This window comes from Pseudonocardia halophobica (assembly GCF_027922425.1).
In the GTDB taxonomy this organism is placed as follows: domain Bacteria; phylum Actinomycetota; class Actinomycetes; order Mycobacteriales; family Pseudonocardiaceae; genus Pseudonocardia; species Pseudonocardia halophobica.
Genome location: NZ_BSFQ01000054.1, coordinates 13,632 through 36,985 on the forward strand (window position 1 = coordinate 13,632; position 23,354 = coordinate 36,985).

At 74.2% G+C, this 23,354-nt stretch carries 26 protein-coding genes; 17 read left to right on the top strand and 9 right to left on the bottom strand.

All coding sequences use genetic code 11. From position 1 onward, the window contains the following. Positions 1-87 precede the first annotated feature (87 nt). From PKE99_RS34435 to PKE99_RS34455, 5 genes are all read left to right on the top strand, one after another. Positions 88-1,773: an NAD(P)/FAD-dependent oxidoreductase gene (locus PKE99_RS34435; RefSeq protein WP_037050278.1), complete on the top strand. Its 1,686-nt coding sequence runs from the start codon at positions 88-90 to the stop codon at positions 1,771-1,773. Then, positions 1,773-3,203 (top strand): ATP-binding protein, encoded by a 1,431-nt coding sequence (locus PKE99_RS34440; protein ID WP_037050276.1) that lies wholly within the window; start codon positions 1,773-1,775, stop codon positions 3,201-3,203. Before PKE99_RS34435 ends, PKE99_RS34440 begins: the two co-directional genes overlap by 1 nt. A 13-nt stretch (positions 3,204-3,216) precedes the next feature. Beyond that, positions 3,217-3,555 carry a UBP-type zinc finger domain-containing protein gene (locus tag PKE99_RS34445; protein ID WP_037050273.1) on the top strand — a complete coding sequence of 113 codons (339 nt, stop codon included), beginning with the start codon at positions 3,217-3,219 and terminating at the stop codon, positions 3,553-3,555. A 111-nt stretch (positions 3,556-3,666) separates the two neighbouring features. Further along, positions 3,667-4,155: an NUDIX hydrolase gene (locus PKE99_RS34450; RefSeq protein ID WP_051737952.1), complete on the top strand. Its 489-nt coding sequence runs from the start codon at positions 3,667-3,669 to the stop codon at positions 4,153-4,155. A gap of 263 nt (positions 4,156-4,418) precedes the next feature. Beyond that, positions 4,419-6,026 carry an MFS transporter gene (locus tag PKE99_RS34455; RefSeq protein WP_063739833.1) on the top strand — a complete coding sequence of 536 codons (1,608 nt, stop codon included), beginning with the start codon at positions 4,419-4,421 and terminating at the stop codon, positions 6,024-6,026. A 31-nt stretch (positions 6,027-6,057) separates the two neighbouring features. On the opposite strand, the gene PKE99_RS34460 is transcribed toward PKE99_RS34455, so the two are convergent. Continuing rightward, entirely contained in the window at positions 6,058-6,390 is a 333-nt protein-coding gene (locus tag PKE99_RS34460; protein ID WP_037050269.1) for a hypothetical protein, read from the bottom strand. Between the two features lie 6 nt (positions 6,391-6,396). Beyond that, positions 6,397-6,723, bottom strand: coding sequence for a hypothetical protein (locus tag PKE99_RS34465; RefSeq protein WP_197040786.1), 327 nt, complete (start codon positions 6,721-6,723; stop codon positions 6,397-6,399). A gap of 156 nt (positions 6,724-6,879) precedes the next feature. Between PKE99_RS34465 and PKE99_RS34470 the strand changes: the two genes are divergently transcribed. Then, positions 6,880-7,137 carry a DUF7218 family protein gene (locus PKE99_RS34470; protein ID WP_037050268.1) on the top strand — a complete coding sequence of 86 codons (258 nt, stop codon included), beginning with the start codon at positions 6,880-6,882 and terminating at the stop codon, positions 7,135-7,137. 121 nt (positions 7,138-7,258) lie between these two features. Continuing rightward, on the top strand, positions 7,259-7,972 hold the full coding sequence (locus PKE99_RS34475; RefSeq protein ID WP_037050266.1) for a DUF4383 domain-containing protein: 714 nt from the start codon (positions 7,259-7,261) through the stop codon (positions 7,970-7,972). 99 nt (positions 7,973-8,071) lie between these two features. Here the strand turns inward: PKE99_RS34475 and PKE99_RS34480 are convergent, their stop codons facing one another. Beyond that, complete coding sequence (locus tag PKE99_RS34480; protein WP_197040785.1) at positions 8,072-10,333, bottom strand: molybdopterin-dependent oxidoreductase; 2,262 nt, start codon at positions 10,331-10,333, stop codon at positions 8,072-8,074. Between the two features lie 54 nt (positions 10,334-10,387). On the opposite strand from PKE99_RS34480, the gene PKE99_RS34485 reads away from it, so the two are divergent. The 3 genes from PKE99_RS34485 to PKE99_RS34495 are packed head-to-tail and all read left to right on the top strand — an operon-like array spanning position 10,388 to position 12,205. Continuing rightward, positions 10,388-11,188 carry a 5-formyltetrahydrofolate cyclo-ligase gene (locus PKE99_RS34485; protein ID WP_051737938.1) on the top strand — a complete coding sequence of 267 codons (801 nt, stop codon included), beginning with the start codon at positions 10,388-10,390 and terminating at the stop codon, positions 11,186-11,188. Beyond that, entirely contained in the window at positions 11,185-11,688 is a 504-nt protein-coding gene (locus PKE99_RS34490; RefSeq protein ID WP_037050264.1) for an O-acetyl-ADP-ribose deacetylase, read from the top strand. Before PKE99_RS34485 ends, PKE99_RS34490 begins: the two co-directional genes overlap by 4 nt. 10 nt (positions 11,689-11,698) lie before the next feature. Continuing rightward, on the top strand, positions 11,699-12,205 hold the full coding sequence (locus PKE99_RS34495) for a gamma carbonic anhydrase family protein (RefSeq protein ID WP_037050263.1): 507 nt from the start codon (positions 11,699-11,701) through the stop codon (positions 12,203-12,205). A gap of 117 nt (positions 12,206-12,322) precedes the next feature. On the opposite strand, the gene PKE99_RS34500 is transcribed toward PKE99_RS34495, so the two are convergent. From PKE99_RS34500 to PKE99_RS34515, 4 genes are read right to left on the bottom strand one after another with little or no spacing between them, the layout of a single operon-like run. Beyond that, entirely contained in the window at positions 12,323-13,372 is a 1,050-nt protein-coding gene (locus PKE99_RS34500) for a phosphotransferase family protein (RefSeq protein ID WP_037050259.1), read from the bottom strand. Next, positions 13,369-14,055, bottom strand: coding sequence for a TetR/AcrR family transcriptional regulator (locus tag PKE99_RS34505; RefSeq protein WP_037050257.1), 687 nt, complete (start codon positions 14,053-14,055; stop codon positions 13,369-13,371). The genes PKE99_RS34500 and PKE99_RS34505 overlap by 4 nt, the downstream gene beginning before the upstream one ends. After that, positions 14,052-14,795, bottom strand: a complete 744-nt coding sequence (locus tag PKE99_RS34510) for an SDR family NAD(P)-dependent oxidoreductase (protein ID WP_081924538.1) — start codon at positions 14,793-14,795, stop codon at positions 14,052-14,054. Before PKE99_RS34510 ends, PKE99_RS34505 begins: the two co-directional genes overlap by 4 nt. 53 nt (positions 14,796-14,848) lie before the next feature. Beyond that, complete coding sequence (locus PKE99_RS34515; protein ID WP_037050254.1) at positions 14,849-15,043, bottom strand: hypothetical protein; 195 nt, start codon at positions 15,041-15,043, stop codon at positions 14,849-14,851. Positions 15,044-15,124: 81 nt separating this feature from the next. Here PKE99_RS34515 and PKE99_RS34520 point away from each other — a divergent pair, with 81 nt between their 5' ends. The 5 genes from PKE99_RS34520 (at position 15,125) to PKE99_RS34540 (ending at position 18,359) form a co-directional block, all read left to right on the top strand. Next, the gene (locus PKE99_RS34520; RefSeq protein WP_425566518.1) at positions 15,125-15,442 is read left to right on the top strand and encodes an ArsR/SmtB family transcription factor; all 318 of its coding nucleotides are present in this window, start codon (positions 15,125-15,127) and stop codon (positions 15,440-15,442) included. Beyond that, positions 15,439-16,164, top strand: a complete 726-nt coding sequence (locus tag PKE99_RS34525) for an SRPBCC family protein (protein WP_037050249.1) — start codon at positions 15,439-15,441, stop codon at positions 16,162-16,164. Before PKE99_RS34520 ends, PKE99_RS34525 begins: the two co-directional genes overlap by 4 nt. Positions 16,165-16,271: 107 nt before the next feature. Beyond that, entirely contained in the window at positions 16,272-16,736 is a 465-nt protein-coding gene (locus PKE99_RS34530; protein ID WP_037050247.1) for a MarR family winged helix-turn-helix transcriptional regulator, read from the top strand. Beyond that, positions 16,733-17,572, top strand: coding sequence for an ABC transporter ATP-binding protein (locus tag PKE99_RS34535; RefSeq protein WP_037050244.1), 840 nt, complete (start codon positions 16,733-16,735; stop codon positions 17,570-17,572). The genes PKE99_RS34530 and PKE99_RS34535 overlap by 4 nt, the downstream gene beginning before the upstream one ends. Continuing rightward, entirely contained in the window at positions 17,532-18,359 is an 828-nt protein-coding gene (locus tag PKE99_RS34540; protein WP_037050241.1) for an ABC transporter permease, read from the top strand. Before PKE99_RS34535 ends, PKE99_RS34540 begins: the two co-directional genes overlap by 41 nt. A gap of 30 nt (positions 18,360-18,389) precedes the next feature. Here PKE99_RS34540 and PKE99_RS34545 read toward each other — a convergent pair whose 3' ends face one another. After that, a complete protein-coding gene (locus PKE99_RS34545) occupies positions 18,390-18,968 on the bottom strand; it encodes a TetR/AcrR family transcriptional regulator (protein WP_051737937.1) in 579 nt (192 codons plus the stop codon). A 119-nt stretch (positions 18,969-19,087) separates the two neighbouring features. Here PKE99_RS34545 and PKE99_RS34550 point away from each other — a divergent pair, with 119 nt between their 5' ends. After that, positions 19,088-20,554, top strand: a complete 1,467-nt coding sequence (locus tag PKE99_RS34550) for a cytochrome P450 (protein ID WP_231498350.1) — start codon at positions 19,088-19,090, stop codon at positions 20,552-20,554. On the opposite strand, the gene PKE99_RS34555 is transcribed toward PKE99_RS34550, so the two are convergent. Next, positions 20,479-21,660, bottom strand: a complete 1,182-nt coding sequence (locus tag PKE99_RS34555; RefSeq protein WP_063739832.1) for an Lrp/AsnC family transcriptional regulator — start codon at positions 21,658-21,660, stop codon at positions 20,479-20,481. The two genes, PKE99_RS34550 and PKE99_RS34555, sit on opposite strands and share 76 nt — an antisense overlap. A 52-nt stretch (positions 21,661-21,712) precedes the next feature. On the opposite strand from PKE99_RS34555, the gene PKE99_RS34560 reads away from it, so the two are divergent. Next, on the top strand, positions 21,713-23,209 hold the full coding sequence (locus PKE99_RS34560; RefSeq protein ID WP_037050239.1) for a deoxyguanosinetriphosphate triphosphohydrolase family protein: 1,497 nt from the start codon (positions 21,713-21,715) through the stop codon (positions 23,207-23,209). Positions 23,210-23,354 lie beyond the last annotated feature (145 nt).

A 23,354-nucleotide genomic window follows, 5' to 3' on the forward strand; every position in this document is an offset into this window, starting at 1 on the left:
ACCGCCCGTACAGCCGTGGGCGAACACGCGCGCACAGCGGACGAATGCCGGTGACCCGGCGCGGCCGGGCAGGGCAGGATGGGTGCCATGCCGGAGGCTGCCTCCTCGCTCGTCCCCGCCAAGCCCGCCCTCGTCACCGTCGACGACGACCCCAGCGTCTCCCGCGCCGTGGCCCGCGATCTGCGGCGCCGGTACGGCGAGACCTTCCGCGTCGTGCGCGCCGAGTCCGGGCAGCAGGCCCTGGACGCGCTCAAGGAGATGGCGCTGCGCGGCAACGACGTCGCCGTCCTGCTCGCCGACTTCCGCATGCCCGGGATGAACGGGCTGGAGTTCCTCGAGCAGGCGATGGACCTGTACCCCGCGGCCCGGCGGGTCCTGCTGACCGCCTACGCCGACACCGACGCCGCCATCACCGCGATCAACGTCGTCGACCTCGACCACTACCTGCTCAAGCCCTGGGACCCCCCGGAGGAGAAGCTCTACCCCGTCGTCGACGCCATGATCGACGCCTGGCGGGCCGCTCCCCGCAAGGAGGTCTGCGAGACGCGCGTGATCGGCCACCGCTGGTCCGCCCGCTCCCACGAGGTCCGGGACTTCCTCGCCCGCAACCAGGTCCCCTACCGCTGGTACCCCGTCGACCAGCCCGAGGCCGCGCGGCTGCTGCAGGCCGCGGGCGTCGACGACTCGCACCTTCCCGTGGTGATCTCCCCCGCCGGGGAGTGCCTGGTCGCTCCGGACGAGATGCAGCTCGCCGAGCGCGTCGGGCTGGCGACCGTCCCGGTCACGGACTTCTACGACCTCATCGTGATCGGCGGCGGCCCGGCCGGGCTCGGCGCGAGCGTGTACGGCGCGTCGGAGGGCCTGCGGACGGTCCTGGTCGAGCGCACCGCGACCGGCGGTCAGGCCGGGCAGAGCTCCCGGATCGAGAACTACCTGGGCTTCCCCGACGGCGTCTCGGGCGCCCAGCTCACCGACCGCGCCCGGCGCCAGGCCGTCCGGCTCGGTGCGGAGGTGCTGACCGCGCGCGAGGTCGTCGCGCTGGAGGCCAACGGGCCGGCCCGCACGGTCCGGTTCGCCGACGGCAGCGCGATCCATGCGCACGCCGTCGTGCTCGCCACCGGGGTGAGCTACCGCGAGCTCGACGCCCCGGGCCTGGCCGACCTGGCCGGCCGCGGCGTGTTCTACGGTTCCGCGCTGACCGAGGCGGCGGGCTGCGCGGGCGCCGACGTCTACATCGTCGGCGGCGCCAACTCCGCAGGTCAAGCCGCCGTCTACTTCTCCCGGCACGCCCGCAGCGTCACGATGCTGGTGCGCGGGCCGGGGCTGCAGGCCTCGATGTCGCAGTACCTCATCGAGCAGATCGAGGGCATCCCGGAGATCACCGTCCGGACGTGCACCGAGGTCGTCGAGGCCACCGGCGGCGAGCACCTCGAGAAGCTCACCCTGCGGGACCGCAACACCGGGGAGACCGAGACGGTCGACGCCGGCTACCTGTTCGTGTTCATCGGCGCGACCCCGCGCACGGACTGGCTCGGCGAGCTGGTCGAGCGCGACGCCGGCGGGTTCGTCCTGGCGGGCCCCGACCTCGTCGTCGAGGGCAGGCGGCCTGCGGGATGGACCGAGGACCGGGATCCGTTGCACCTGGAGACGAGCCTGCCGGGGGTCTTCGTCGCCGGCGACGCACGGGCGGACTCCGTGAAACGGGTCGCGTCGGCCGTGGGCGACGGGGCGATGGCCGTGTCGCTCGTCCACCGCTACCTGGAGAGGCCCTGATGAGCGCACCGATCGCCTGCGACCCGGACGAACTGCGCCGGCTCTTCCTGTTCGAGAAGCTGCAGCCGGACCAGCTCGACGCGCTGTGCCGGCAGGGCCGGATCGAGACGTTCGAGCCGGGCCAGGTGTACCGCGAGGGCGATCCGGCCACGTGCTTCTACGTGCTGGTCGAGGGCACGGTGGTGCTCGCCCGGCGGTCCGGGGAGGAGGACGTCGAGGTCGAGCGGACGTCCCAGCCCGGGGTGTACGCGGGCGCCTGGCACGCCTACCTCGGCGACCGGGTCCCGCAGGTCTACAACAACTCGCTGCGGGTCACGGTGCGTTCGCGGTTCTACGTGCTCGACGCCGAGAAGCTCTCCACGCTGATGCGCGAGTGGTTCCCGATGGCGCTGCACCTGCTCGAGGGCCTGTTCTTCGGCATCCAGAACACCCAGCAGGCCGTCAGCCAGCGCGAACGGCTCCTCGCCCTCGGCTCGCTGTCGGCCGGGCTGACCCACGAGCTGAACAACCCGGCCGCCGCGGCGGTGCGCGCCACGTCCACCCTGCGCGAGCGCGTCGCCGGGATGCGGCACAAGCTCGGGCTGATCGCGGCCGGCCCTTACGAGCGGGCCGACCTCGAGACCCTCATGCGCCTGCAGGAGGACGCCGCCGACCGGGTCGGCAAGGCCCCCGAGCTCGGCCCGCTCGAGACCGGCGACGCCGAGGACGAGGTCGGCGAGTGGATCTCCGACCAGGGCATCGAGGGCGGCTGGGACATCGCGCCGAACTTCGTGGCCGCGGGGATCGACGTCGACTGGCTGCAGCAGGTCAAGGCGAGCGTGCCCGCGCCGATACTGGAGAGCGCGGTCCGCTGGCTGAACTACACCGTCGAGACCGAGCTGCTGATGAACGAGATCGCGGACTCGACGACCCGGGTCTCGACGCTGGTCGGCGCGGCCAAGCAGTACTCGCAGATGGACCGGGCGCCCTACCAGACCGTGGACGTGCACGAGCTGCTCAAGTCCACGATCGTCATGCTGCACGGCAAGTTCGGGAACGGCGTCCAGCTGGTCAAGGACTTCGACCGCAGCCTGCCGAAGATCTCCGTCTACGCGGCCGAGCTGAACCAGGTCTGGACGAACCTGATCGACAACGCCGTCCAGGCGATGGACGGGCACGGCACCCTGACGGTGCGCACCGCGCGGGAGGGCGACCGGCTGCTCGTCGAGATCGGCGACACCGGGCCCGGGGTCCCGGCGGAGATCCGGTCGCGGATCTTCGAGCCCTTCTTCACCACGAAGGCCGTCGGCGAGGGCACCGGGCTCGGCCTGGACATCTCCTGGCGGATCGTGGTCAACCGGCACCACGGCGACCTGCGCGTGCTCTCCGAGCCGGGGAACACCCGCTTCCAGGTCCTGCTGCCCTTCGACGCGCTGATCGACGAATCGTGACAGTGGAGGAATCGTGACGACCATCGACCCGTCGGTGCCGCCCTCGGGCACCGGGTGCGCGGAGTGCGAGGCCGCCGGCGGCTGGTGGGTGCACCTGCGCCGCTGCGCGACCTGCGGGCACGTCGGCTGCTGCGACACCTCCCCCGAGCAGCACGCGACCGCGCACTTCCGCTCCACCGGGCACACCGTGGTGCAGAGCTTCGAGCCGGGCGAGGACTGGTTCTGGGACTACGACCGCGAGGTCGCACTGTCCGGCCCGGCGCTGGCGCCGCCGTCGGCGCGCCCGGAGGCCCAGCCCGTCCCGGGTCCGGCCGGCCGGGTGCCCGCCGACTGGCGCTCGAAGATCCACTGAGCTGATCCCCCGAGCAGATCCACTCAGCAGATCCACTCAGCAGATCCATCGAGCAGATCCATCGAGGCCGGCGGGCACCGGCCCGGCGGCAGGGCGGAGAATCGCGCCGTGCTGACGAGTGCCGGGATCCTGCTCCACCGCGACCGCGCCGGGATCGTCGAGGTGCTCCTCGGGCACATGGGCGGGCCGTTCTGGTCCCGCAAGGACGCCGCCGCCTGGTCCATCCCGAAGGGCGAGCTCGACGCGGGCGAGGAGCCGGTCGCCGCCGCGCGCCGCGAGTTCGCCGAGGAGCTCGGGTTCCCGCCGCCCGCCGGGGAGCTGCACGAGCTGGGCTTCGTCGTCCAGTCCGGGCGGCGCAAGACGGTCCTGGGCTTCGCCCTGGGCGGCGACGTGCCCGACGCGGAGGTCGCCGCCGTGGCCGAACGGCCGGACGACGGCTCGTGGATCGAGATCGAGTGGCCGCGCAACTCCGGCCGCCGGATGCGCTTCCCGGAGATCGACCGCGCCGCCTGGTTCGACCTGGCGACCGCGCGGATCAAGCTCGTGAAGGGGCAGCTCCCCTTCCTCGACCGGCTCGAGACCCTCCTCGCCGCGGCCTGAGCCCCGAACCCCGGCGGATCCCCGCCCGTTCGCCCACTGAACCCTCATCTGAATCGATCGTGAGCAGTCTCACCTGCGGAGGATTGGCGCTCACGGCCCGGGTTCTGCCACCGTGGAACGTCGACGCACGCGGTCGTGCGTCCGAAACCCCGACCGCCCGTCGCGCGCGCCCTCCCCGAGCGTCGCGACCGTCACGGTGGGCCCCTCCGAGCCGGCAACCCGGACGCCGCCGGAGCGCGCGGCCCGCCCGAGGACCCACGTTCATGCCCGTCACCCCCGTCGGGTCGCACCGGCGTGCACCCGTACGCCTCCGTGATCTCCGCCCGTTCCCCCGTACGGCGCTTCCGGCCGGACCGGATCCCGCCGGCCGCGCGCCGGCCTCCTTCCGCCGGCTGCGCACGGCCGTGACCGCGCTCTTCGCGTTCGACGGCGCGGTGTTCGGCAGCTGGGCCGCCCGGATCCCGGACGTCACCGCCCAGGTCGGCGCCACCCACGCGACGCTGGGCGTCGCACTGCTCTGCGTGTCGCTCGGCGCCCTGGCCAGCATGCAGCTCACCGGTCTGCTCGCCGGCCGCTTCGGCGCCGGTCGGGTCGCGCTCGCCGGCACCGCGGGCGCCGCGCTGGTGGTCCCGCTGCCGGGGCTCGCGACGTCGATCCCGCAGCTCTCCGCCGTCCTGCTGCTGTTCGGCGCGCTGACCGGCATGGTCAACGTCGCCATCAACAGCGCGGGCGTCGCCGTCGAGGCACGGCGGCCCGGGCGGGCCCTGCTGCCCGCGCTGCACGCCGCGTTCAGCCTCGGCGGGCTCGCCGGCGCCGCCGCCGGTGGTGTCGCCTCCACGCTCGGCCCGGTGCTGCCGCACCTCGCGGCCGTCGGTGTCGTCGGTCTCGTGCTCGTCGCCGCGACCCGGTCGACGCTGGCCGGGCTGCGCGACGGTGAGGCCGAGCCGGACACCGACCGTCCGGCGGAGGCGGGCCCACCGCGGCGCGGCCGGGCCCTCGTCGTGCTGCTCGGCCTGATCGCCGGCTGCACCGCCTTCGGCGAGGGTGCGATCACCGACTGGGGTGCCCTGCACCTGCGCGAGACCCTCGGCGCCACGCCGGCGCTGGCCGCCGCCGGCTACTCCTGCTTCTCGCTGGCGATGGCCTGCGGCCGGCTGACCGGTGGTGTGCTGCTGCGCCGGCTTGGCGAGACCCGGCTGCTCGGCGGTGGTGCGCTGCTCGCCGCGGCCGGGATGACCGCCGCGCTGGTGACGTCGTCGCCCGAGCTGGCGTTGGCCGGGTTCGTGCTGGTCGGGCTGGGTCTGGCCAACCTCTTCCCGGTCACGATCGCCCGCGCCGGGGCGCACTCGGGCTCGCGCGGCGTGGCCCTCGCGTCGACCGTCGGCTACAGCGGGCTGCTCGGCGGGCCGCCCGCGATCGGATTCCTCGCGGAGCACGCCGGGCTCCCGGCCGCGCTGGCGTCGGTGCCGCTGCTGGCCGTGGTCGCGACCGGGCTGGCGATCGGCGTCGCCAAGGACAGGCCGCGCCTGCGGCTCCCGAGCCGGCTGCCCGTTCCCGTCCGTCCGGTGCGCGCGGCCGTCGGCCGGGTCGCGCTGGCCACGGCCCGCCCCGTCGACCCGGCCGGTATCGGGATCCTCGCCGCCCGCACGGCCACCGCGGTCGCACGCACCCAGCCGTTGCGCATCGTCCGCACCGCCGGCTCCCGGGTCGCCGTGACCGCCCGGCCCGCGATGCTGCGCGGGAAGGCGATCGTCCACCGGGCCGCCGCGGACCTGCCCGCCCTCACCCCGGCGACGACGACCACGCCGCCGACCCGCGCCCCGGGCGCCCACATCCGCCCCTACCCGGGCCTGGAGCTGCTCGCCTCCTGACAGCCTCGTGGGTGCGGGCGACCGTCCGCACTCACGGGGACAGGCGCTTCCCCAGCCGCCGACGTGCCCTGCCGACCCGCTTCCGCAGCCGTCGGCGGGGCCGGCGCGACGACCGGGCGAGCCGATGGACGGCCGCGCGGATCTCGGGGATCCGCACACTCCCCTCCAGGCGCCGCTGCACGTCCGCCCTCCGCGGCATGACGAGCCGGACACCGACCTTCCCCAGCTTCACCGCGAGGAAGCCGAGGGCGACGCCGATCGGGAGCAGGACCACCGTCAGGCACAACACCAGCCCGACGACCATCAGCAGCGAGGCCAGCACCAGCAGCAGCACCCCGGCCACCGCCCGCAGCGCGCGGATCATCGTCGCTCACCCCAGATGCAGACGCCGCCGCAGCCGGGCACCGCCGCCGCGCACCGAGTCCTCGGCCCGGCGGACGAGCCCCTCGACGCGGGTGCTGCCGGGCACCATGAGCTTCGCCGCCCGGCTGAAGCAGGACAGCCCCAGAACCACGACCGGGATGCCCAGCGGCAGCAACAGGACGGTCGCGCACAACAGGACCCCGACGAGCAGCAGCACCGTCCCGAGCAGGCCCAGCACGATCGCGAGCAGCGCGCGCACCACCGCGGACAGCAGGCCCGTGACGGCCCCGAGCAGACCGGACACCAGGCCGGTGACCCCACGAAGCAGGCCCATCGGCACACCTCCCCCGACTGGCCCCGGGTACCCCGGTCACGCCTGCTCAAACGGTGTTTCGGTGATCACCCTCCGTTCGGCGCCGCCCGCCGACCGCCCGGCTTCTTCTCGTCCCGCGGCGCTTAGCACGGAGCGAGCCCGGGTACCACCGCCGACATGCCGAACTCGAGCATCAAGAACGAGAAGATGTACGAGGAGCTGCGCGACCGCGGCGAGAGCAAGGAGAAGGCCGCCCGGATCGCGAACGCCTCCGCGTCCGAGGGCAAGAAGAAGGTCTCGGCCCGCGGCGGCAAGTCCGGCTCCTACGACGACATGACCAAGGACGAGCTCTACGAGCGCGCCAAGAAGGTCGGCATCGAGGGCCGGTCGGGCATGTCGAAGGACGAGCTGGTCAAGGCCCTGCGCGACCACTGACCCACCTCGGGGCCGCTCGGGTGGCGCCCTCCGGCGAAGCGCACCATCCTGGACGTGAACAACGTTCGGCGCGTTTCGTCGCAGGGCGGACGCGTTCGTCTCCACCACGAGGAGGAGCACCGTGAGCAGCACCGACACATCCGGCGAGGCGCGCGCCGCGGAGGAGCGCGCCGCGCACCGTCTCGGCCTCCTGCACCGGACGGGATCGGTGGTGATCGGGCTCGGCCTGTGGGTGTTCGCGGTGCTGGGGTTCGTGCAGCGCCTGGACTTCTTCTCGACCCAGGGCCAGCCGGTGCTCGGCCTGTCCTCCAACGGCCTGCTCTCCGCGATCTCCGTGGTGTTCGGCGCGATCCTGATCGGCGCCGGGATCCGCGGCGGGCGCCTGTCCTCGACCGTGCAGGTCGTGGTCGGCGCGCTGTTCCTGCTCTCCGGCATCGTGAACGTGCTGGTCCTGAACTCGGACCTCAACCTGCTCGCGTTCCGGATGCCCAACGTGATCTTCAGCCTGGTCGTGGGCGGCATCCTGCTGACGGTCGGGTCCTGGGGCCGGTTCACCGGCCGGCTCCGCGCCGACAGCCCCTACTCGCGCGAGCGCTCGGTCGGCACGTTCGAGGACCCGCAGCTGAGCCCCGAACTCAGCGGCATCGACCTGGAGGGGAGTGCGGCCGAGGCCGCCGCGGCCCGCGAGCTGGCCGAGGCGGAGCGGGCGGTCGCGGAGCACCGCGCACGGCCCGAGGTGGTGGCCGAGGTGCGCGCGCTGGCCGGCGTGCGCCGGCCCGAGGACCGCATCCACGCGTGGCAGCAGCGGCACCCGGGGGGCGCTGCCCCCTCCTGAGGATTCCCGGCGCCGTCGCGGCCCAGCGGTACCCCGACGACGCCGGACGCCCGCCCGCCGCCGGACGAGAGCCCTCCGGCGGCGGGCGGGGAAACCCCGTCAGGCGCGCGGCACGATCGGCGGCCGCCGGTGCGCCCGCACCTCCGGCGGCTCCGCCGCGTACCGCTCCACCTGCACCGTCGTGAGCTGCCCGGTGCAGGCCTGCGCCAGCCGCGAGGTCCCGACGTCCCGGGTCAGCACGTTCGGGTTGCCGTGCACGCAGGTCGGGTCGTCGGCCGAGGCGGGCGTGTACCAGGCCCCGGTCGGCAGCTGCACCACGCCGGTCCGCACCTCGTCCGTGACCCGGGCCGCCGCCAGGCAGGCGCCGCGCGCGTTGACCAGCCGGACGACGTCGCCGTCGGAGATCCCCCGCGGCGCGGCGTCGGCGGGGTGGATCCGTACGACCTCCCGCCCGCCGACCTTCCCCGCCGCGCTGGTGGCACCGAAGTCGAGCTGGCTGTGCAGCCGGGTCGACGGCTGGTTGGACACGAGCCAGAGCGGTTGCTCCGGGGTCGGCGGCTCGGTCGGTGGGAGCCACTGCGGGTGGCCCGGGCAGTCGTCGTAGCCGAACGACGCGATCCGCTGCGAGGCGAGCTGGATCCGCCCGGACTCCGTCGGCAGGCGGCCGGTGCCCGCGCGGAACGCGGCGAGCAGGCCGCCGTCGTCCGCCCCGGGTGGGAGCTCGTGCTCCCCCGCCGCCCAGAACTCGTCGAAGGTCGGTGCGGGGAAGCCTTTGTCCGCCAACGCCTTCTCGGTCCGCTCCCACAGGTGCGCGAGCCACTCGCGGGTCGTCCGGCCCTCCGTGAAGCGCGGGCCGAACCCGAGCCGTCCGGCCAGTGCGGCGAGGATCGCGTGGTCGTCCCGGGCCTCCCCGTACGGCTCCGCGACCTGTTTCATGGCGACGACCAGCGGGTCCGTGCCGTGCGCCCCGATGTCCTCGCGTTCGAGCGTGGTCGTGGCCGGCAGGACGACGTCGGCGTGCCGCGCCGTGGCCGTCCACACCGACTCGTGGACGACGAAGGTGTCCACCCGGCCCAGCGCCCGGCGCAGCCGCGCGAGGTCCTGGTGGTGGTGGAACGGGTTGCCGCCGCACCAGTACATCAGCCGGATGTCGGGGTAGGTCCGGTCCTCGCCGTTGTACGAGTAGCGCTCGCCGGGGTGCAGCAGCATGTCCGCCACGCGCGCCACGGGGATGTAGCTGCGCACCGGGTTCGGCCGCCGCGAGAGCGTCGGCACCGGGACCGCGTTGCGCGGCCGGCCGTAGTGCCCCAGCGACCCGAGCCCGTAGACGAAGCCGCCGCCGGGCAGCCCGATCTGGCCGAGCATCGCGGCCAGCGCGAGCCCCGCCCACACCGGCTGCTCGCCGTGCTCGGCACGCTGCAGGGACTGCGAGACGGTGATCAGTGTCCGTCCTGCGGCGAGCCGGCGGGCCAGTGCCCGGATCTCCTCGGCGTCGATCCCGCAGATCCCCGCCGCCCACTCGGCGTCGCGCCCGCGCAGGGAGCGCTCGTACTCCGGCCAGCCCGCGCAGTGCGTGGCGAGGAACTCGCGGTCGTGCAGGCCCTCGGCGAGCAGGGTGTGCGCCAGGCCGGTCATCAACGCGGCGTCGGTGCCGGGCTCCGGGGCGAGCCAACGGGCGTCGAGCTCGTCGGGCAGGTCCTGCCGCAGCGGGCTGACCAGCACGAACCGGGCCCCCCGCCGGTGCGCCGCCCGCATCGCGTCGCGCTCGACGTGCCGGCTCACCCCGCCCGCGGCGACCGTCGAGTTCTTCAGCGCCATCCCGCCGAAAGCCAGCACGGTGTCGGTGTGCGCGGCGATCTGGTCCCAGGTCACCACCGAGCGGGTCACCGCGTCGAAGGGGCCCAGGACGTGCGGGAGCAGCACCTCCGCCGCTCCGCCCGAGTAGGTGTTGACGGACTGCGTGTAGCCGCCGGCCAGGCCCAGGAACCGGTGGATCTGGCCCTGGGCGTGGTGGAAGCGGCCGGCGCTGGCCCAGCCGTAGGAGCCGCCGTAGACCGCGGTCGGGCCGTGCTCGGCGTGGACCCGGCGGAACTCCGCGGCGAGCCGGTCGAGCACCTCGTCCCAGCCGACCTCGAGGAACTCCTCCCGCCCGCGCCGGTCGGTGGGCCCCGGGCCCTGCTCCCACCAGCCGCGCCGGACCGAGGGGCGGGCCACCCGGACGGGGTTGCGGACGGCGGCGGGGATGTTCTGCAGCACCGGCGACGGGTTCGGGTCGGCCTCGTGCGGTCGGACCTGCAGCTCACCCTCCCGCCACTCGGCCCGGAACACTCCCCAGTGCGCGCTGTGCGGGACCGCCGTCATGTCCCCCATCATGCGGCACGCGCCGCGGCCGACCGGCGCCGATAGGGTCGGCCCATGGCACGGACGCCCCGGCGGCACGATCACGACGCGGGCGGCGACCGCGCCCTCCTCGACGCCAAGGCGGCGCTGCGCGAGGAGGTCTGGACCGCGTTGACCGAGGCGAAGGTCGCGCGCTTCCCCGGCGCCCGCAACCGGATCTCCAACTTCACCGGGGCGGAGAAGGCCGCCGAGCTGCTGCGCTCGTTGCCCGAGTGGGAGAAGGCGCGGGCGGTCAAGTCCAACCCGGACTCCGCGCAGCTGCCGGTCCGCCGGCGCGCCCTCGAGGACGGCAAGACGCTCTACATGGCCGTGCCGAAGCTCGCCGAGGAGGACCCGTTCTTCCTCCTGGACCCGGAGCACCTGGCCGACCCGCCCCGGCGCGCGGTGTCGATCAAGAACGCCACCCGCTCGGCGCGCCGCGTGGCCGTCGACGACCTCGACCCCGTCGACCTCGTCGTGACGGGATGCGTGGCGGTCGGCGAGGACGGTGCCCGGCTGGGCAAGGGCGGCGGGTTCGCCGACCTGGAGTTCGCGCTGGCCGGCGCCGCGGGGCTGATCTCCGACCGGACCGTCGTGGTGACCACGGTGCACGAGCTGCAGGTCCGCCCGGCCGGGGTCGTCCCGACCGCGGCGCACGACGTCCCGGTGGACCTCGTCGTCACCCCGGACCGGGTGATCGACTGCCGGCCGGCGCGGGGCACGCGGCCGACCGGGGAAGTGCGGTGGGAGTCGCTCACCGACGAGAAGATCGCGGCGATCCCGCTGCTGGCGAAGCTGCGGAACCAGGGGCTACGGAACCAGGGAGGTGCCTCGTGACCCGGATCGAGCTGGTCCAGGGCGACATCACGACCCAGGAGGTCGACGCCGTCGTCAACGCGGCGAACTCGGGTCTGCTCGGCGGCGGGGGCGTCGACGGCGCGATCCACCGCGCCGGCGGCCCCGCGATCCTCGCCGAGTGCCGGGAGCTGCGGGCCACGCGCTACCCGGACGGGCTGCCGACCGGCCGGGCGGTGGCCACCACGGCCGGGAACATGCCGGCGCGGTGGGTGATCCACACCGTCGGGCCGGTGTACGCGAAGCGGGAGGACCGCTCGCACCTGCTCGCCTCGGCGTACCGGGAGTCGCTGCGGGTGGCGGACGAGCTCGGCGCGAGGTCCGTCGCCTTCCCGGCGGTGTCCGCCGGGATCTACGGCTGGCCGCTCGCCGACGCCGCCCGCATCGCCGTCACCACCGTGCGCGAGGCGGACACGCAGGTCGAGCTGGCGCGGTTCGTGCTGTTCAGCGCGGAGATCCTGCGCGCGTTCGAGAAGGTCTGAGAGGAGCTCGATGATCACGATCGAGGGGTCGACGCCGTCGGTGGACCCGCAGGCGTGGGTGGCGCCCGGCGCGGTGCTGGCCGGGCGCGTGCGGCTCGGGGCCGAGGCGAGCGTCTGGTACACGTGCGTGCTGCGCGGTGACATGGACTCGATCACGGTCGGCGCCCGCTCCAACATCCAGGACGGCACGGTCGTGCACGCCGACCCCGGGTTCCCCGTGGCGATCGGGTCCGGGGTCAGCGTGGGACACCGGGCGGTGCTGCACGGCTGCACGATCGCGGACGACGTGCTGATCGGCATGGGCGCGGTGGTGCTCAACGGCGCGCGGATCGGCTCCGGCACGATCGTCGCCGCGGGCGCGGTGATCACCCAGGGCGTGGAGATCCCGCCGAACTCGCTGGTCGCGGGCGTGCCGGGCAAGGTGCGCAAGGAGACGGGCGAGGACGAGCGCAAGGGCATCGCCCTCAACGCCGCCGCCTACGTGCACCTCGCCGGCGTCCACCGCACGGCCACCTGACGCGTTATGGAACCATAATGCGCTTTCAGGCCGTCGAAACTCGCATTATGGTTCCATAACGCGCTCTCACCGGCGTCGAATTCGCATTATGGTTCCATAACGCGATTCGAGGGTGGCTCAGTCGAGGACCGACCACTCCCCCCGCGCGACCCGGCCGGCGAGAGTGAGGAGGCCGACGGCGTGGTCGTGCAGGCGCTGCCCGATCTCCTGCGGCGCCTTGCCCGCGCTGGCCCGGGCCCACGTCCCCTCGAGGACGATCCCGAGCTTGAACCCGGCGAGCGCGGTGTACCAGTCGACGTGCACCGGCTCCCGGCCCCCGGCGTCGGCGTAGGCCGCGACCAGCTCCTTGCGCGTCGGCAGCCCGCCGAGTTGCGCGAGCGGGCCGCCGACGTCCATCGCCGTCGGCTCCTGCGGCCAGGTCACCATCAGCCAGCCCAGGTCCAGCAGCGGGTCCCCGACCGTGCACATCTCCCAGTCGACGATCGCCGCGACCTCGGGCTCGGTGCGGGCGAGCAGCACGTTGTTGAGGTGGAAGTCGCCGTGCATCACGCCCGGCGGGGCGTCGGGCGGGCGCTGCTCCTCCAGCCACCGCGCGACCAGCTCGACGTCCGGTAGCCCGCCCGGCTCCCAGTCCGGGAACTCGCGGTAACCCTCGAGGTGGCGCAGCCACTGCGGCACCTGCTTCTCCAGGAAGCTGCCGGGCTTGCGCAGCACGTCGAGCCCCTGGGCGGTGGGGTCGAGCGCCCCGAGCCTGGATAGCGCGCGGGCCATGGCCAGACCCTGACCGTGCCGCAGCTCGGCGTCCGCCCGCTGCTCGGGCGTGACCTCCTCGCCGGGGTTGACGCCGTCGATCAGCTCCATCAGGTAGAAGACGACGCCGAGCACCGAGGTGTCCTCGCAGCCGGCGATCAGCCGTGGGTGCGGGACGTCGGTACCCGCGAGGCCGCGCAGCACGGTGATCTCCCGCGCGATGGTGCGGTCGCTCGTCGGCCGCGGGTGCTCGGGCGGGCGGCGCAGCACGACGGGCCGGCCGTCGAGCTCGATCCGCAGCACGACGTTCTGGGTCCCGCCGGCCAGCGGCGTGACCTCCCCGATCCGCCCCTCGACGCCCTGGGTGCGCAGCCAGGCGGCCAGCGCGTCGAGGTCGACGGTGTCGACGGCGCTCATCGCTCGTTCCGCTCGGCCCGCAGCCGCCGGGTCTCCTCGGAGGTCCGGGCGCTGAGCAGCCCGGCGGCGGAGTCGACGAGCTGGCTCACGAACAACCGGTGGTCGCGGCGGCCGGGGGCGCGGGCGCGCTGGGCCAGCTCGACGTCGACGAACCGGATCACGTGGAAGCGCCGGTGCAGCACCACGGCGTCGGGGTCGAGCAGCGGTTCCAGCAGCGCCCGCCAGCGCAGGATGCTGCCGCCCTCGACGTCGTAGCCCAGCGGTTCGGTCTGCGGCTCGGGCCGGGTGAGCAGGTCGGCGACGGTGCGCAGGTAGCCGGCGCCGCTCGCGCCCTGGTCGAGCTTGACGGCGCTCGGCCGGACCAGGGCGCCGGCGAGCGCGGCGATCCGGGCGTCGGCGTCGCCGGCGGTGCCCGCGGCGAGGGCGGCCTCGTACTCGTCGAGCAGGGCGTGCCGGGCCGCCTCGATCTCGGGGCGGTGCCGGTCGATCAGCGCCTTGAGCAGGCCGTCGCGGTCGGTGAACCAGTACTGCGCGGCGATGACGTTGCGCGCCCCGGCCGCCCGGCCGATCTCGCGCAGCGACACCGACTCGCTGCCCCGCTCGGCGAAGAGCGCCTCGGCGGCGTCGAGCAGCCGGGAGCGCGTGTCGCCCCGGCCGTCCGTCCTGGTGTCGGTGTCGGTCATGCCGGGGCCCAGGCCATGCCGCCGTCGACCTTGAGGATCGCCCCGGTGGTGAAGCTGGAGTCGGGGCTGGTGAGGTAGCGCACGGCCCCGACGATCTCGTCCGCCTCGCCGATCCGGCCGAGCGCGGCCGTCTCCCCCTTGGCGAACATCTCCTCGTCCCACGCCTTGCTGATGTCCGTGCGGAACATGCCGGGCATCACGCCGTTGACCCGCACCGTCGGGCCGAAGGCGCGGGCCAGGCCGAGGGTCATCGCGTTGAGCCCGGCCTTCGCGGTGGCGTAGGGGAGCTCGCCGGGCGCCGGCTGGACGGCGGCGATGCTGCTGACGTTGACGATCTGCCCGCCCTCGCCCTTCTGCATCGCCTCGCCCGCACGCACCGCGAGCCGGAACGGACCCTTGAGGTTCACGCCGATCACCTTGTCGAACAGGTCCTCGCCCACCTCGCCGAGGGACGGGTACAGCGGCGACATGCCGGCGTTGTTCACCAGGACGTCGATCCGGCCGAACTCGTCGAGCACGTGGTCCATCAGGGCGTCGCAGTCCGCCCAGCGTCCGACGTGACAGGCGACCCCGAGGGCCTGCACCTCGAACTCGTCGCGGAGCTCGGCGGCGAGGGCCTCGCAGGCCTCCGCCTTCCGGCTGGCCACGACCACCCGGTGGCCACGGCGCGCGAGATCCCGGCAGATCTCGCGCCCCATGCCCCGGCTGCCCCCGGTCACGACAGCGACCTTGCTGTCCATCGGCGTCCTCCGTTCATGCGCCTGCATCACCGAACGGGAAGCCTAGCCGGTGATCAGCGCGTGGAACCCCGTTCGCGCCATTCCTCGTCCTCGCGGTCGGCCTGCTCGGTCCGCTCGCGGGCGATCTCGAGCGCCCGGGCGGCCGTCTCCTTGTCCGGGTACGGGCCGAGGCGGTCGGCAGCCCGGCAGCCCTCCGGACCTTCCACGGTGTGGTGCTTGAGGCAGAAGAACCATTGCTGCTCGCTCATGGAGGTGAGCGTGTCAGGTCTCGTCCGATCACGCTCGTACATGCCTTGCTAGTTATATAACCGTCGCGGTACATTGACGTGGTGCTGCCGTTCGCCGTTCTCGCCGAACCCACGCGGCGCCGGATCCTCGACCTGCTGCGGGAGCGCCCGCGCCTGGTCGGCGAGATCGGCGCCGAGCTGGGCCTGAGCCAGCCGGGCACGTCCAAGCACCTGCGGGTGCTGCGCGAGGCCGGGCTGGTCGAGGTGCAACCGGACGCGCAACGGCGCCGGTACGCGCTGCGGGCCGAGCCGCTCGCCGAGCTCGACGCCTGGCTCGCCCCCTACCGCCGCTTCTGGAACCGCCGGTTCGACGCCCTCGAACGAGAGCTCGACCGCATGCCCGACGAGGAGGGCCCGTGACCCCCGACAGCCTCACCCTGCGCGACGGCCGCACCGTGCTCCGCCTGGAGCGGCCGCTCCCCCACCCGCCGGAGAAGGTGTGGCGCGCCCTGACCACCCCGGAACACCTCGCGCAGTGGTTCCCGTCGACCGTGCGGCTCGACCTCCGGCAGGGCGGCGAGATCGTGTTCGACGACGGCGCCACAGGCGGCGTCGTCACCGACCTGGACCCGCCGCGCCTGTTCGCCTTCAGCTGGGGCGACGCGGACCACCTGCGCTGGGAGGTCCACCCGGCCGACGGCGGGTCGCTGCTGGTCCTGCACCACGCCTTCACCGACCGCCACGGCGCCGCCAGCTTCGCGACGGGCTGGTCCGCCTGCATCGAGGGCCTCTCCCAGGTGCTCGCCGGGCAGGACCCGGCACCGACGGTCGACATGACGGCGCGGCACGAGGGGTACGTGCGGGAGTTCGCCCTCGACGAGCCCGTGGTCGACGGCGACACGGTCCGGGTCGAACGGCAGCTCACCGCCCCGGCCGACGCCGCGCAACCGCTGTTGAAGCCGGCCGTCCTCGCCGGCGGGACCGTGCACTGGGAGCTGGTCGAGGGCACGGGCCACGGCGCCCGGCTCGTCGCGGTCGCGACGGGCCCCTTCGACGTCCCGGTCGCGGACGCCGCCGGGGCACTGCGCGCGAGGGTGCAGGAGATCGCCGCCGAACTCGCGGCCACCCCCGCCACCCGGTGAGCGAACGGCGTTCTCGCTCACCAGGCATGAGCGAGAGCGCCGTTCGTGCAATTCGGCGTGATCGTGAGCGTTGCTAACAGCTCTGAGTGCGAGCTATCGTCGGTGGTGTGACCGCACCCACCACCACCTCCGACGACGTCCTGCGCGTCGTCGTCGGGATGCGGCGCGTGCTCCGCCGGCGCCTGCGCGCCCGGTTCGGGCAGCCGCCGCTGCGCGGGGCCCAGGCGGAGCTGCTGCAGCAGGTCGACGCCGAGCCCGGGATCGGGGTGGCCGCCGCCGCGCGCGCTCTCCACCTCGCCGGCAACTCGGTGAGCACGCTCGTCAACCAGCTGGTCGATGACGGGCTGCTCCGCCGCGAGCCCGACCCCGCCGACCGCCGCGCCGTCCGGCTCTTCCTCACGCCCGCGGCCGTCGAGCGCCTGGCGCTGCGCCGCGCCGCCCGCCGCGAGCTGCTCGACGACGCCCTCGCCCGGCTCGACGCCGGCGACCGGGCCGCGATCACCGCCGCACTGCCGGCCCTGGAGCTCCTCCTCGCGACGCTCGAGGGCCCGTCCGACCGGGAGGCACCGTGACCGGCCCGGCGACCCGCTCCGATCCGCCCGCCGTCCGTTGCACCGGGCTGCGCCAGGCCTTCGGCGACACCGTCGCGGTCGACGGCCTCGACCTCGAGGTCCACCGCGGCGAGGTCTTCGGCCTGCTCGGCCCCAACGGCGCCGGCAAGACCACCACGATCCGCTCGATCACCACCCTGCTGCCCGCCCCGCCCGGCACGGTCACCGTGCTCGGTCGCGACGTCGCGCGGCAGAAGACCCAGGTCCGGCGGCTGATCGGGTACGTCCCGCAGCAGCTGTCCGCGGACGGCACGCTCACCGGCCGGGAGAACGTCATGCTGTTCGCCCGGCTGTACGACGTCCCGCGCCGCGCGCGGAAGGACCAGGTCGAGGGCGTGCTCGAGGCGATGGACCTGGTCGAGGCCGCGGACCGGCCCGTCAAGACCTACTCCGGCGGCATGGTGCGTCGGCTCGAGCTGGCGCAGGCCCTGGTCAGCGCACCGCAGCTCCTGGTGCTCGACGAGCCGACGGTCGGCCTGGACCCCGTCGCGCGCGACGGCGTGTGGGAGCGGATCGCGCGCACCCGCGCCGAGACCGGGATGACGGTGCTGGTCACCACGCACGCCATGCAGGAGGCCGACGAGCACTGCGAGCGGATCGCGCTGATGCATCGCGGCCGCATCCGGGCGCTCGGCACCCCCGCCGAGCTCAAGGGCGCGATCGGGGAAGGGCGGGACGGCGGCGCAGCCACGCTCGACGACGTCTTCCGCCACCACACCGGCGACACCCTGACGGAGGACAAGGGAGGGATCCGCGATGTCCGCGCCGCTCGCCGCACCGCCGGCCGCCTGGGCTGACGCCGAACCGGGTCCCGTCGCGCTCGTCCGGACCGCGGTCTCGCGCGTCGCCACGATGTGCCTGGTGGAGCTGCAGAAGCTCCGCCACGACCGGACCGAGCTGGTCACCCGCGCCGTGCAGCCGGCCCTGTGGCTGCTCGTCTTCGGCCAGGTCTTCACCAACATCCACGCGATCCCGACCGGGAACATCCCCTACCTGGACTTCCTCGCGCCGGGCATCCTCGCCCAGTCCGCGCTGTTCATCGCGATCTTCTACGGCATCCAGATCATCTGGGAACGCGACGCCGGGGTGCTGGCCAAGCTGCTGGTCACGCCGACGCCGCGGGTCGCCCTCGTCGCGGCCAAGGCGTTCGCGGCCGGGGTGCGGGCGGTGGCGCAGGCCGTGGTCGTGCTGCTGCTGGCCCTGGTCCTCGGCGTGGCACTGACCGCGAACCCGCTGAAGCTGCTGGGCGTGGTCGTGGCGCTGATGCTCGGCTCGGCCTTCTTCTGCTGCCTGTCGATCACGATCGCGGGGCTGGTGCTGTCCCGGGACCGACTGATGGGCATCGGGCAGGCGATCACGATGCCGCTGTTCTTCGCCTCGAACGCGCTCTACCCCGTGGAGCTGATGCCGACGTGGCTGCAGTGGGTCAACCACGTCAACCCGCTGTCCTACGAGGTGGAGGCGCTCCGCGGGCTGCTGATCGGGACACCGGCGCGGCTGGGCCTCTGCTTCGGCGTGCTCGTCCTCGCGGCCGCGGTGATGATCACCATCGCGAGCGCTCTGCTCCCCCGCCTGACCCGCTGACCCCGTGAGTGGCGATAGTCGCCATAGCGACTATCGCCACTCACAGACGCGGGTGACGACGGTGGCCACCTGCTCGGCGACGACGTCGGCCGGGGCGAGCGGGAGCACGATGTGGCTCACCGTGAGCCGGGCGGCGGTCTCGGCGGCCAGCCCGACGGCGTCGGGGGCGAGCTCGGGCCAGCGGCGGCGTAGGTAGCCCGCGGCCCGTTCGCGCGCGGCCACCACGATCGGCTCGCTGTCCGTGCCGAACAGCTCCGGCGTGCCCTCCTCACCGGTCAACAGCGTCTTGAGCAGCGGGTTGTCCTCGGCCCGCGCCAACGCCCCGCGCACCGCCGCCACCCACGCCGCGTGCAGGTCGGCCTCCCCGGCCAGGGCCTGCTCGATCTCGTCGAGGAACCGCTCGGTCGAGCGCAGGACCAGCGCCGACGCCACGCCGCGGCGGTCGCCGAACTCGTTGTAGAGGGTCTGCCGGCTCACCCCGACCCGCGTGGCCAGGTCGCGCATCGAGAAGGCCCGGAACCCCCGGTCGACGACGAGCTCCTCGGCGACGTCGAGCGCGTCGTCGCGCAGTCCGGCGCGCGCCCGCTGGGCCATCGACCTCGGTTCCATCGCGCCATCGTGGACGTCCACGCCTGATTCGTCAATCCTGTGGACACATCTCGTCACAATGTCTAACGTCGGCGCCGTAGCCGAGGTCGAGGTCGAGGTCGAGGGAGAATCACGTGACGGTGATCGAGCAGGTGCAGCAGGTCGGTGCGGGACTGGGGTCGCTCCCCCGCCGCGCCCGCGAGCGGTTCTCCTCCGTGCTCACCCTGCCCCTGCCCGAGCAGGTCGACCGTGCCCTGCTCGAGCGCTCCGGCGGCGGCGTCGGCACCCCGTTCTCCGCCGCGCCGGAGGGCCTGCGCCCGGTGCCCGGCGACGACGGCCTGCCGCTGCTCGGGCACGCGTTGGCCTACGTCCGGTTCGGCACCGACATGAACCGCCGCCGCAGCGCCCACTACGGCCCGGTCTGGTGGATGCGCACCCCGAACGGCCGCGCGATCGTCGTCGGCGGGGCCGCGGCGACCCGCGAGGTGCTGACCAACCGGGACAAGGCCTTCTCCCAGGAGGGCTGGCGGGTCCTGGTCGACCGGTTCTTCCACCGCGGGCTCATGCTCATGGACTTCGACGAGCACCGCGCCCACCGGCGGATCATGCAGGAGGCGTTCACCGCCGACCGCATCAAGTCCTACGTCGACGAGGCCGTGCCGGTGATCCGCGAGGTCGTGCCGGGCTGGGAGGGCGCGCTGCGGCTCTACCCCACGCTCAAGAGCATGACGCTCGACATCGCCACCCGGGTGTTCATGGACGCCCGCAGCGGGCCGGAGGCCGACGAGATCAACCGGGCGTTCGTCGACTGCGTCCGCGCGGCCAACTCCTTCGTGCGCCACCCGATCCCGGGCTCCCGGTGGCAGAAGGGCCTGCGCGGCCGGGCCGTGCTCGAGAAGTGGTTCCGCGACGCGCTGCCGGCCAAGCGCGCGGGGACGGGCGACGACCTGTTCACCGCCCTCTGCCACGCCGTGACGCCGGAGGGCGAGCGGTTCTCGGACGACGACGTCGTCAACCACATGATCTTCCTGATGATGGCAGCGCACGACACGTCGACCATCGCCACCGCGTCGGCCGCCTACCACCTGGCCCGCAACCCGGAGTGGCAGGAGAAGGCCCGTGCCGAGTCGCTCGCGCTGGGCGACACGCCCCCGGACGTGGCCGCGCTGAAGTCGCTGACCACGCTCGACCTCGTGATCAAGGAGGCGCTCCGGATGGACGCCCCGGTCCCGGTCGTGATGCGCACGGCGGTCAAGGACACCGCGGTCGCCGGCTACCACGTGCCGAAGGGAACCCGGGTCGTCGTCGCGCAGGGGGTCAACCACTACGACCCCGAGTGCTGGACCGAACCGGAGACCTTCGACCCGGACCGCTTCTCCGAGGCGCGTCGCGAGGACCGGTCGGACCGCGACGCGTGGGTCCCGTTCGGCGGCGGCGTGCACAAGTGCATCGGCCTGCACTTCGGCACCTACGAGGTCACCGCGATCCTGCACGAGATGCTGCGGACCCACCGCTGGGAGATCGAGCCCGGCTACACGCTGCGCTGGGACAACACCTCGCTGCCCGTCCCCGTCGGCGGCATTCCCGTGCGGCTGCACCGGCTCTGAGGCCTCGTGAGTGGCGATGGTCGCTCTGGCGACCATCGCCACTCACGGGTAGGCCCCCGCCCGCTTGCGGTCCGCATGATCGGGCCGGTCTCGACGTCGCCGATGTTCGGCAGCGCCCCGATCCGCTCGGTCAGGTAGCGGAAGAGGTCGGCCTCGTCCCGGCAGACCACGGACACCGTGAGGTTGGCCCGGCCGGTGGTCGCCGCGCAGAACGCGACCTCCGGGTGCGCCGCGATCGCCCGGCCCGCCTCGAGCAGGTGCGCGGGCGGCACGGTGAGCCACATCCGGGTGTGCGCGTGGAAGCCGAGCAGCCGGTCGTCGACGTCGAAGTCGAAGAACAGCAGGCCGGCGGCCCGCAGCGCCTCGATCCGGCGCGCGACGGTCGACTCCGACCAGCCGGTGGCCGCGGCCAGCTCCGCGTAGGGCGCGCGCCCGTCCCGGTTGAGCACCCGCAGCAACGGCCGGTCCGCATCCGTGATCCCGGCGGCGGGCTCGGCCCGGAACACCGGCCGCAGGGCGGCGAGCTCGTCCGAGGTGAGCACGTCGACCGCGTGGAAGATGTCCGGCCCGCCGCCGAAGACGTGCAGGATGCTGTGCGCGGTCACGGTCTGGATCTGGGCGGTGCGCTGCAGCCGCTGCAGGATCAGCTCGTCGCGCTCCTCGGCCGACCACGCCTGCACGCTGGCGCTGATCTCGGTGCCCCCGGACAGCAGCTGCACCCAGCGGGTGTCCTCGCGGCGGGCGAGCGCCTGCGCCACCTCCTCGGCGCTGCCCGGCCGGCAGCGCATCCGGATGATCCACTGCGCGCCGCCGAGGCCCGCCCCGCCGACGGCGCCGACGAGCCGCACCCGGTCCGCCTCCCGCATCCGGGCCCAGCGCCGCGCGACCGTCCGGTCCGACACCCCGAGGACCTCGCCGACGTCGAGGGGCACGTCTCCGCCCCGGGGCTGGTCGAGGCCGTCGTCGCGGGGCAGGCGCCGCGGGTCGACGAGGTCCGCGAGGCCGTCGCCGCCGGGCTGCACGCGGGCTACCTGGTCGCCGGCGCGGCCGGGGTGCTCGGCGGGCTGCTGGTGCTGTGGCTCGTGCGCCCGGCAGCCCGCGCCCACGCCCCGGAGGCGGTCCCGGCGGCCGCGAGGGCGCGCGGATAGCCTGCCGTGCATGAACGAGGGCCGGGAGGAGCGCGCGTCCGGTGCGGCGGAGACGGGGGCCGGGCTGGCGGGCTCGCCCTTCCGCGTGGACCGCGACCGGATCGCGGCATCGCCCTTCTTCGCCCGCCTCGCCGGCGTCACGCAGGTGGTGAGCCCGAACGGGGCCGGACTGCTGCTGCACAACCGGCTCACGCACTCGTTGCAGGTCGCGCAGGTCGCCCGAGCGATCGCCGAGCGGCTCGGCGAGGAGTCCGGGCCGGTCGTCGAGAAGCTCGGCGGGTGCGACCCGGACGTCGTCGAGGCCGCCGCGCTGGCCCACGACCTCGGCCATCCGCCCTTCGGGCACCTCGGCGAGCAGGTGCTCGACCGGCTCGCCCGAGAGCGGCTCGGCCTCGCCGACGGTTTCGAGGGCAACGCGCAGAGCTTCCGGATCATCACCACGATCGACCTGCACGGACCCGGGCGCACCGGCCTCGGCCTGACGGCGGCGGTGCGCGCCGCCGTCCTCAAGTACCCGTGGGCGCGCCGCGGGTACCCGGACCCGCACCCGAGCGAGGCGGAGCTGCCGCCCCGCGGCGGCGGCCCGCTGCCCGGCGTGCCCGACTCCGGCTCGGCCAAGTTCTCCGCCTACGTGACCGAGCTCGGCGAGCTGCGGACCGCGCGGGCACCGTTCCCGGTGACGCCGTGGCAGCAGACGGTCGAGGCCGCGGTGATGGACACGGCCGACGACATCGCCTACGCCATCCACGACGTCGAGGACTTCCACCGGGTCGGCGTGCTCCAGCAGGCCGGGGTGGCCTCCGAGCTGCGCGGGTGGGAGCGGTCGGCCGAGCCGGGCCCGACCGCGGGGCCCGGTGCCGCGCTGGAGCGCCTGCGCCGCAGGCTCGCCGAGCGCGACGACTGGGTCTACTCCGACGACGCCTTCGCCGCCGCCGTGTCCCGGGTCCGGGCGGAACTGGTCGACGGCCTGCTCGCCGTGCCCTTCGACGGCTCGATGGCCGCCGAACGGGCGGTCGCCGAGTTCTCGGCGCGCTGGACCTCCCGGCTCGTCGGCGGCATCCGGGTGCTGGAGGAGCCGCCGGTCCGCGCGGCGCACGTGGCGCTCGGCGAGGCGCAGTGGCACGAGGTGGCGGTGCTGAAGTTCGTGCACCAGCAGTTCGTGCTGCGCCGCGCGGACCTGGCCTCGCACCAGCGCGGCCAGGCCACCGTCGTCACGGGGCTGGTCGGGGCGCTGCACGACTGGCTCGCCGACGGCCGGGCGGGCGGGGCCGTCAGCGCTGCGCCCGGCCTCCCGCCGCGGCTGCACGACCTCGTCGAGCTGGCCCGCGGCGAGTTCTCCGCGCTCGCGGAGGAGGGCGTGGTGAGGGCGGCGCAGGTCGGCGACCTCGCCCGCGGCCGGGCGGTGATCGACTACGTCGCCTCCCTCACGGACGCGCAGGCCGGCGCGCTGCTCGACGTCCTCACCGGACGCTCCGCCCGCCTCTGGACCGACGCCATGGCCCTCTGAGATGTCATGGCCCTACCCCGGGCCGCCTCGAGGGATGAGAATCTGGACGGGGTCGGCTGTGCTCGTTCGTGCTTGGTGCGTGCGAACCCGTCTCTGAGACTGACGCCTGGGGCCTTCCCGGCACCTCAACTGTTGATCTCGTACA

Coding starts and splice junctions, on each gene's coding strand:
- PKE99_RS34560 (WP_037050239.1), top strand. CDS start 21,713: ATGAACGAGGGCCGGGAGGAGCGCGCGTCCGGTGCGGCGGAGACGGGG.
- PKE99_RS34460 (WP_037050269.1), bottom strand. CDS start 6,390: ATGATCCGCGCGCTGCGGGCGGTGGCCGGGGTGCTGCTGCTGGTGCTG.
- PKE99_RS34500 (WP_037050259.1), bottom strand. CDS start 13,372: ATGAGCGCCGTCGACACCGTCGACCTCGACGCGCTGGCCGCCTGGCTG.
- PKE99_RS34545 (WP_051737937.1), bottom strand. CDS start 18,968: ATGGAACCGAGGTCGATGGCCCAGCGGGCGCGCGCCGGACTGCGCGAC.
- PKE99_RS34465 (WP_197040786.1), bottom strand. CDS start 6,723: ATGGGCCTGCTTCGTGGGGTCACCGGCCTGGTGTCCGGTCTGCTCGGG.
- PKE99_RS34505 (WP_037050257.1), bottom strand. CDS start 14,055: ATGACCGACACCGACACCAGGACGGACGGCCGGGGCGACACGCGCTCC.
- PKE99_RS34440 (WP_037050276.1), top strand. CDS start 1,773: ATGAGCGCACCGATCGCCTGCGACCCGGACGAACTGCGCCGGCTCTTC.
- PKE99_RS34495 (WP_037050263.1), top strand. CDS start 11,699: ATGATCACGATCGAGGGGTCGACGCCGTCGGTGGACCCGCAGGCGTGG.
- PKE99_RS34540 (WP_037050241.1), top strand. CDS start 17,532: ATGTCCGCGCCGCTCGCCGCACCGCCGGCCGCCTGGGCTGACGCCGAA.
- PKE99_RS34455 (WP_063739833.1), top strand. CDS start 4,419: ATGCCCGTCACCCCCGTCGGGTCGCACCGGCGTGCACCCGTACGCCTC.
- PKE99_RS34510 (WP_081924538.1), bottom strand. CDS start 14,795: ATGGACAGCAAGGTCGCTGTCGTGACCGGGGGCAGCCGGGGCATGGGG.
- PKE99_RS34435 (WP_037050278.1), top strand. CDS start 88: ATGCCGGAGGCTGCCTCCTCGCTCGTCCCCGCCAAGCCCGCCCTCGTC.
- PKE99_RS34515 (WP_037050254.1), bottom strand. CDS start 15,043: ATGAGCGAGCAGCAATGGTTCTTCTGCCTCAAGCACCACACCGTGGAA.
- PKE99_RS34480 (WP_197040785.1), bottom strand. CDS start 10,333: ATGACGGCGGTCCCGCACAGCGCGCACTGGGGAGTGTTCCGGGCCGAG.
- PKE99_RS34470 (WP_037050268.1), top strand. CDS start 6,880: ATGCCGAACTCGAGCATCAAGAACGAGAAGATGTACGAGGAGCTGCGC.
- PKE99_RS34485 (WP_051737938.1), top strand. CDS start 10,388: ATGGCACGGACGCCCCGGCGGCACGATCACGACGCGGGCGGCGACCGC.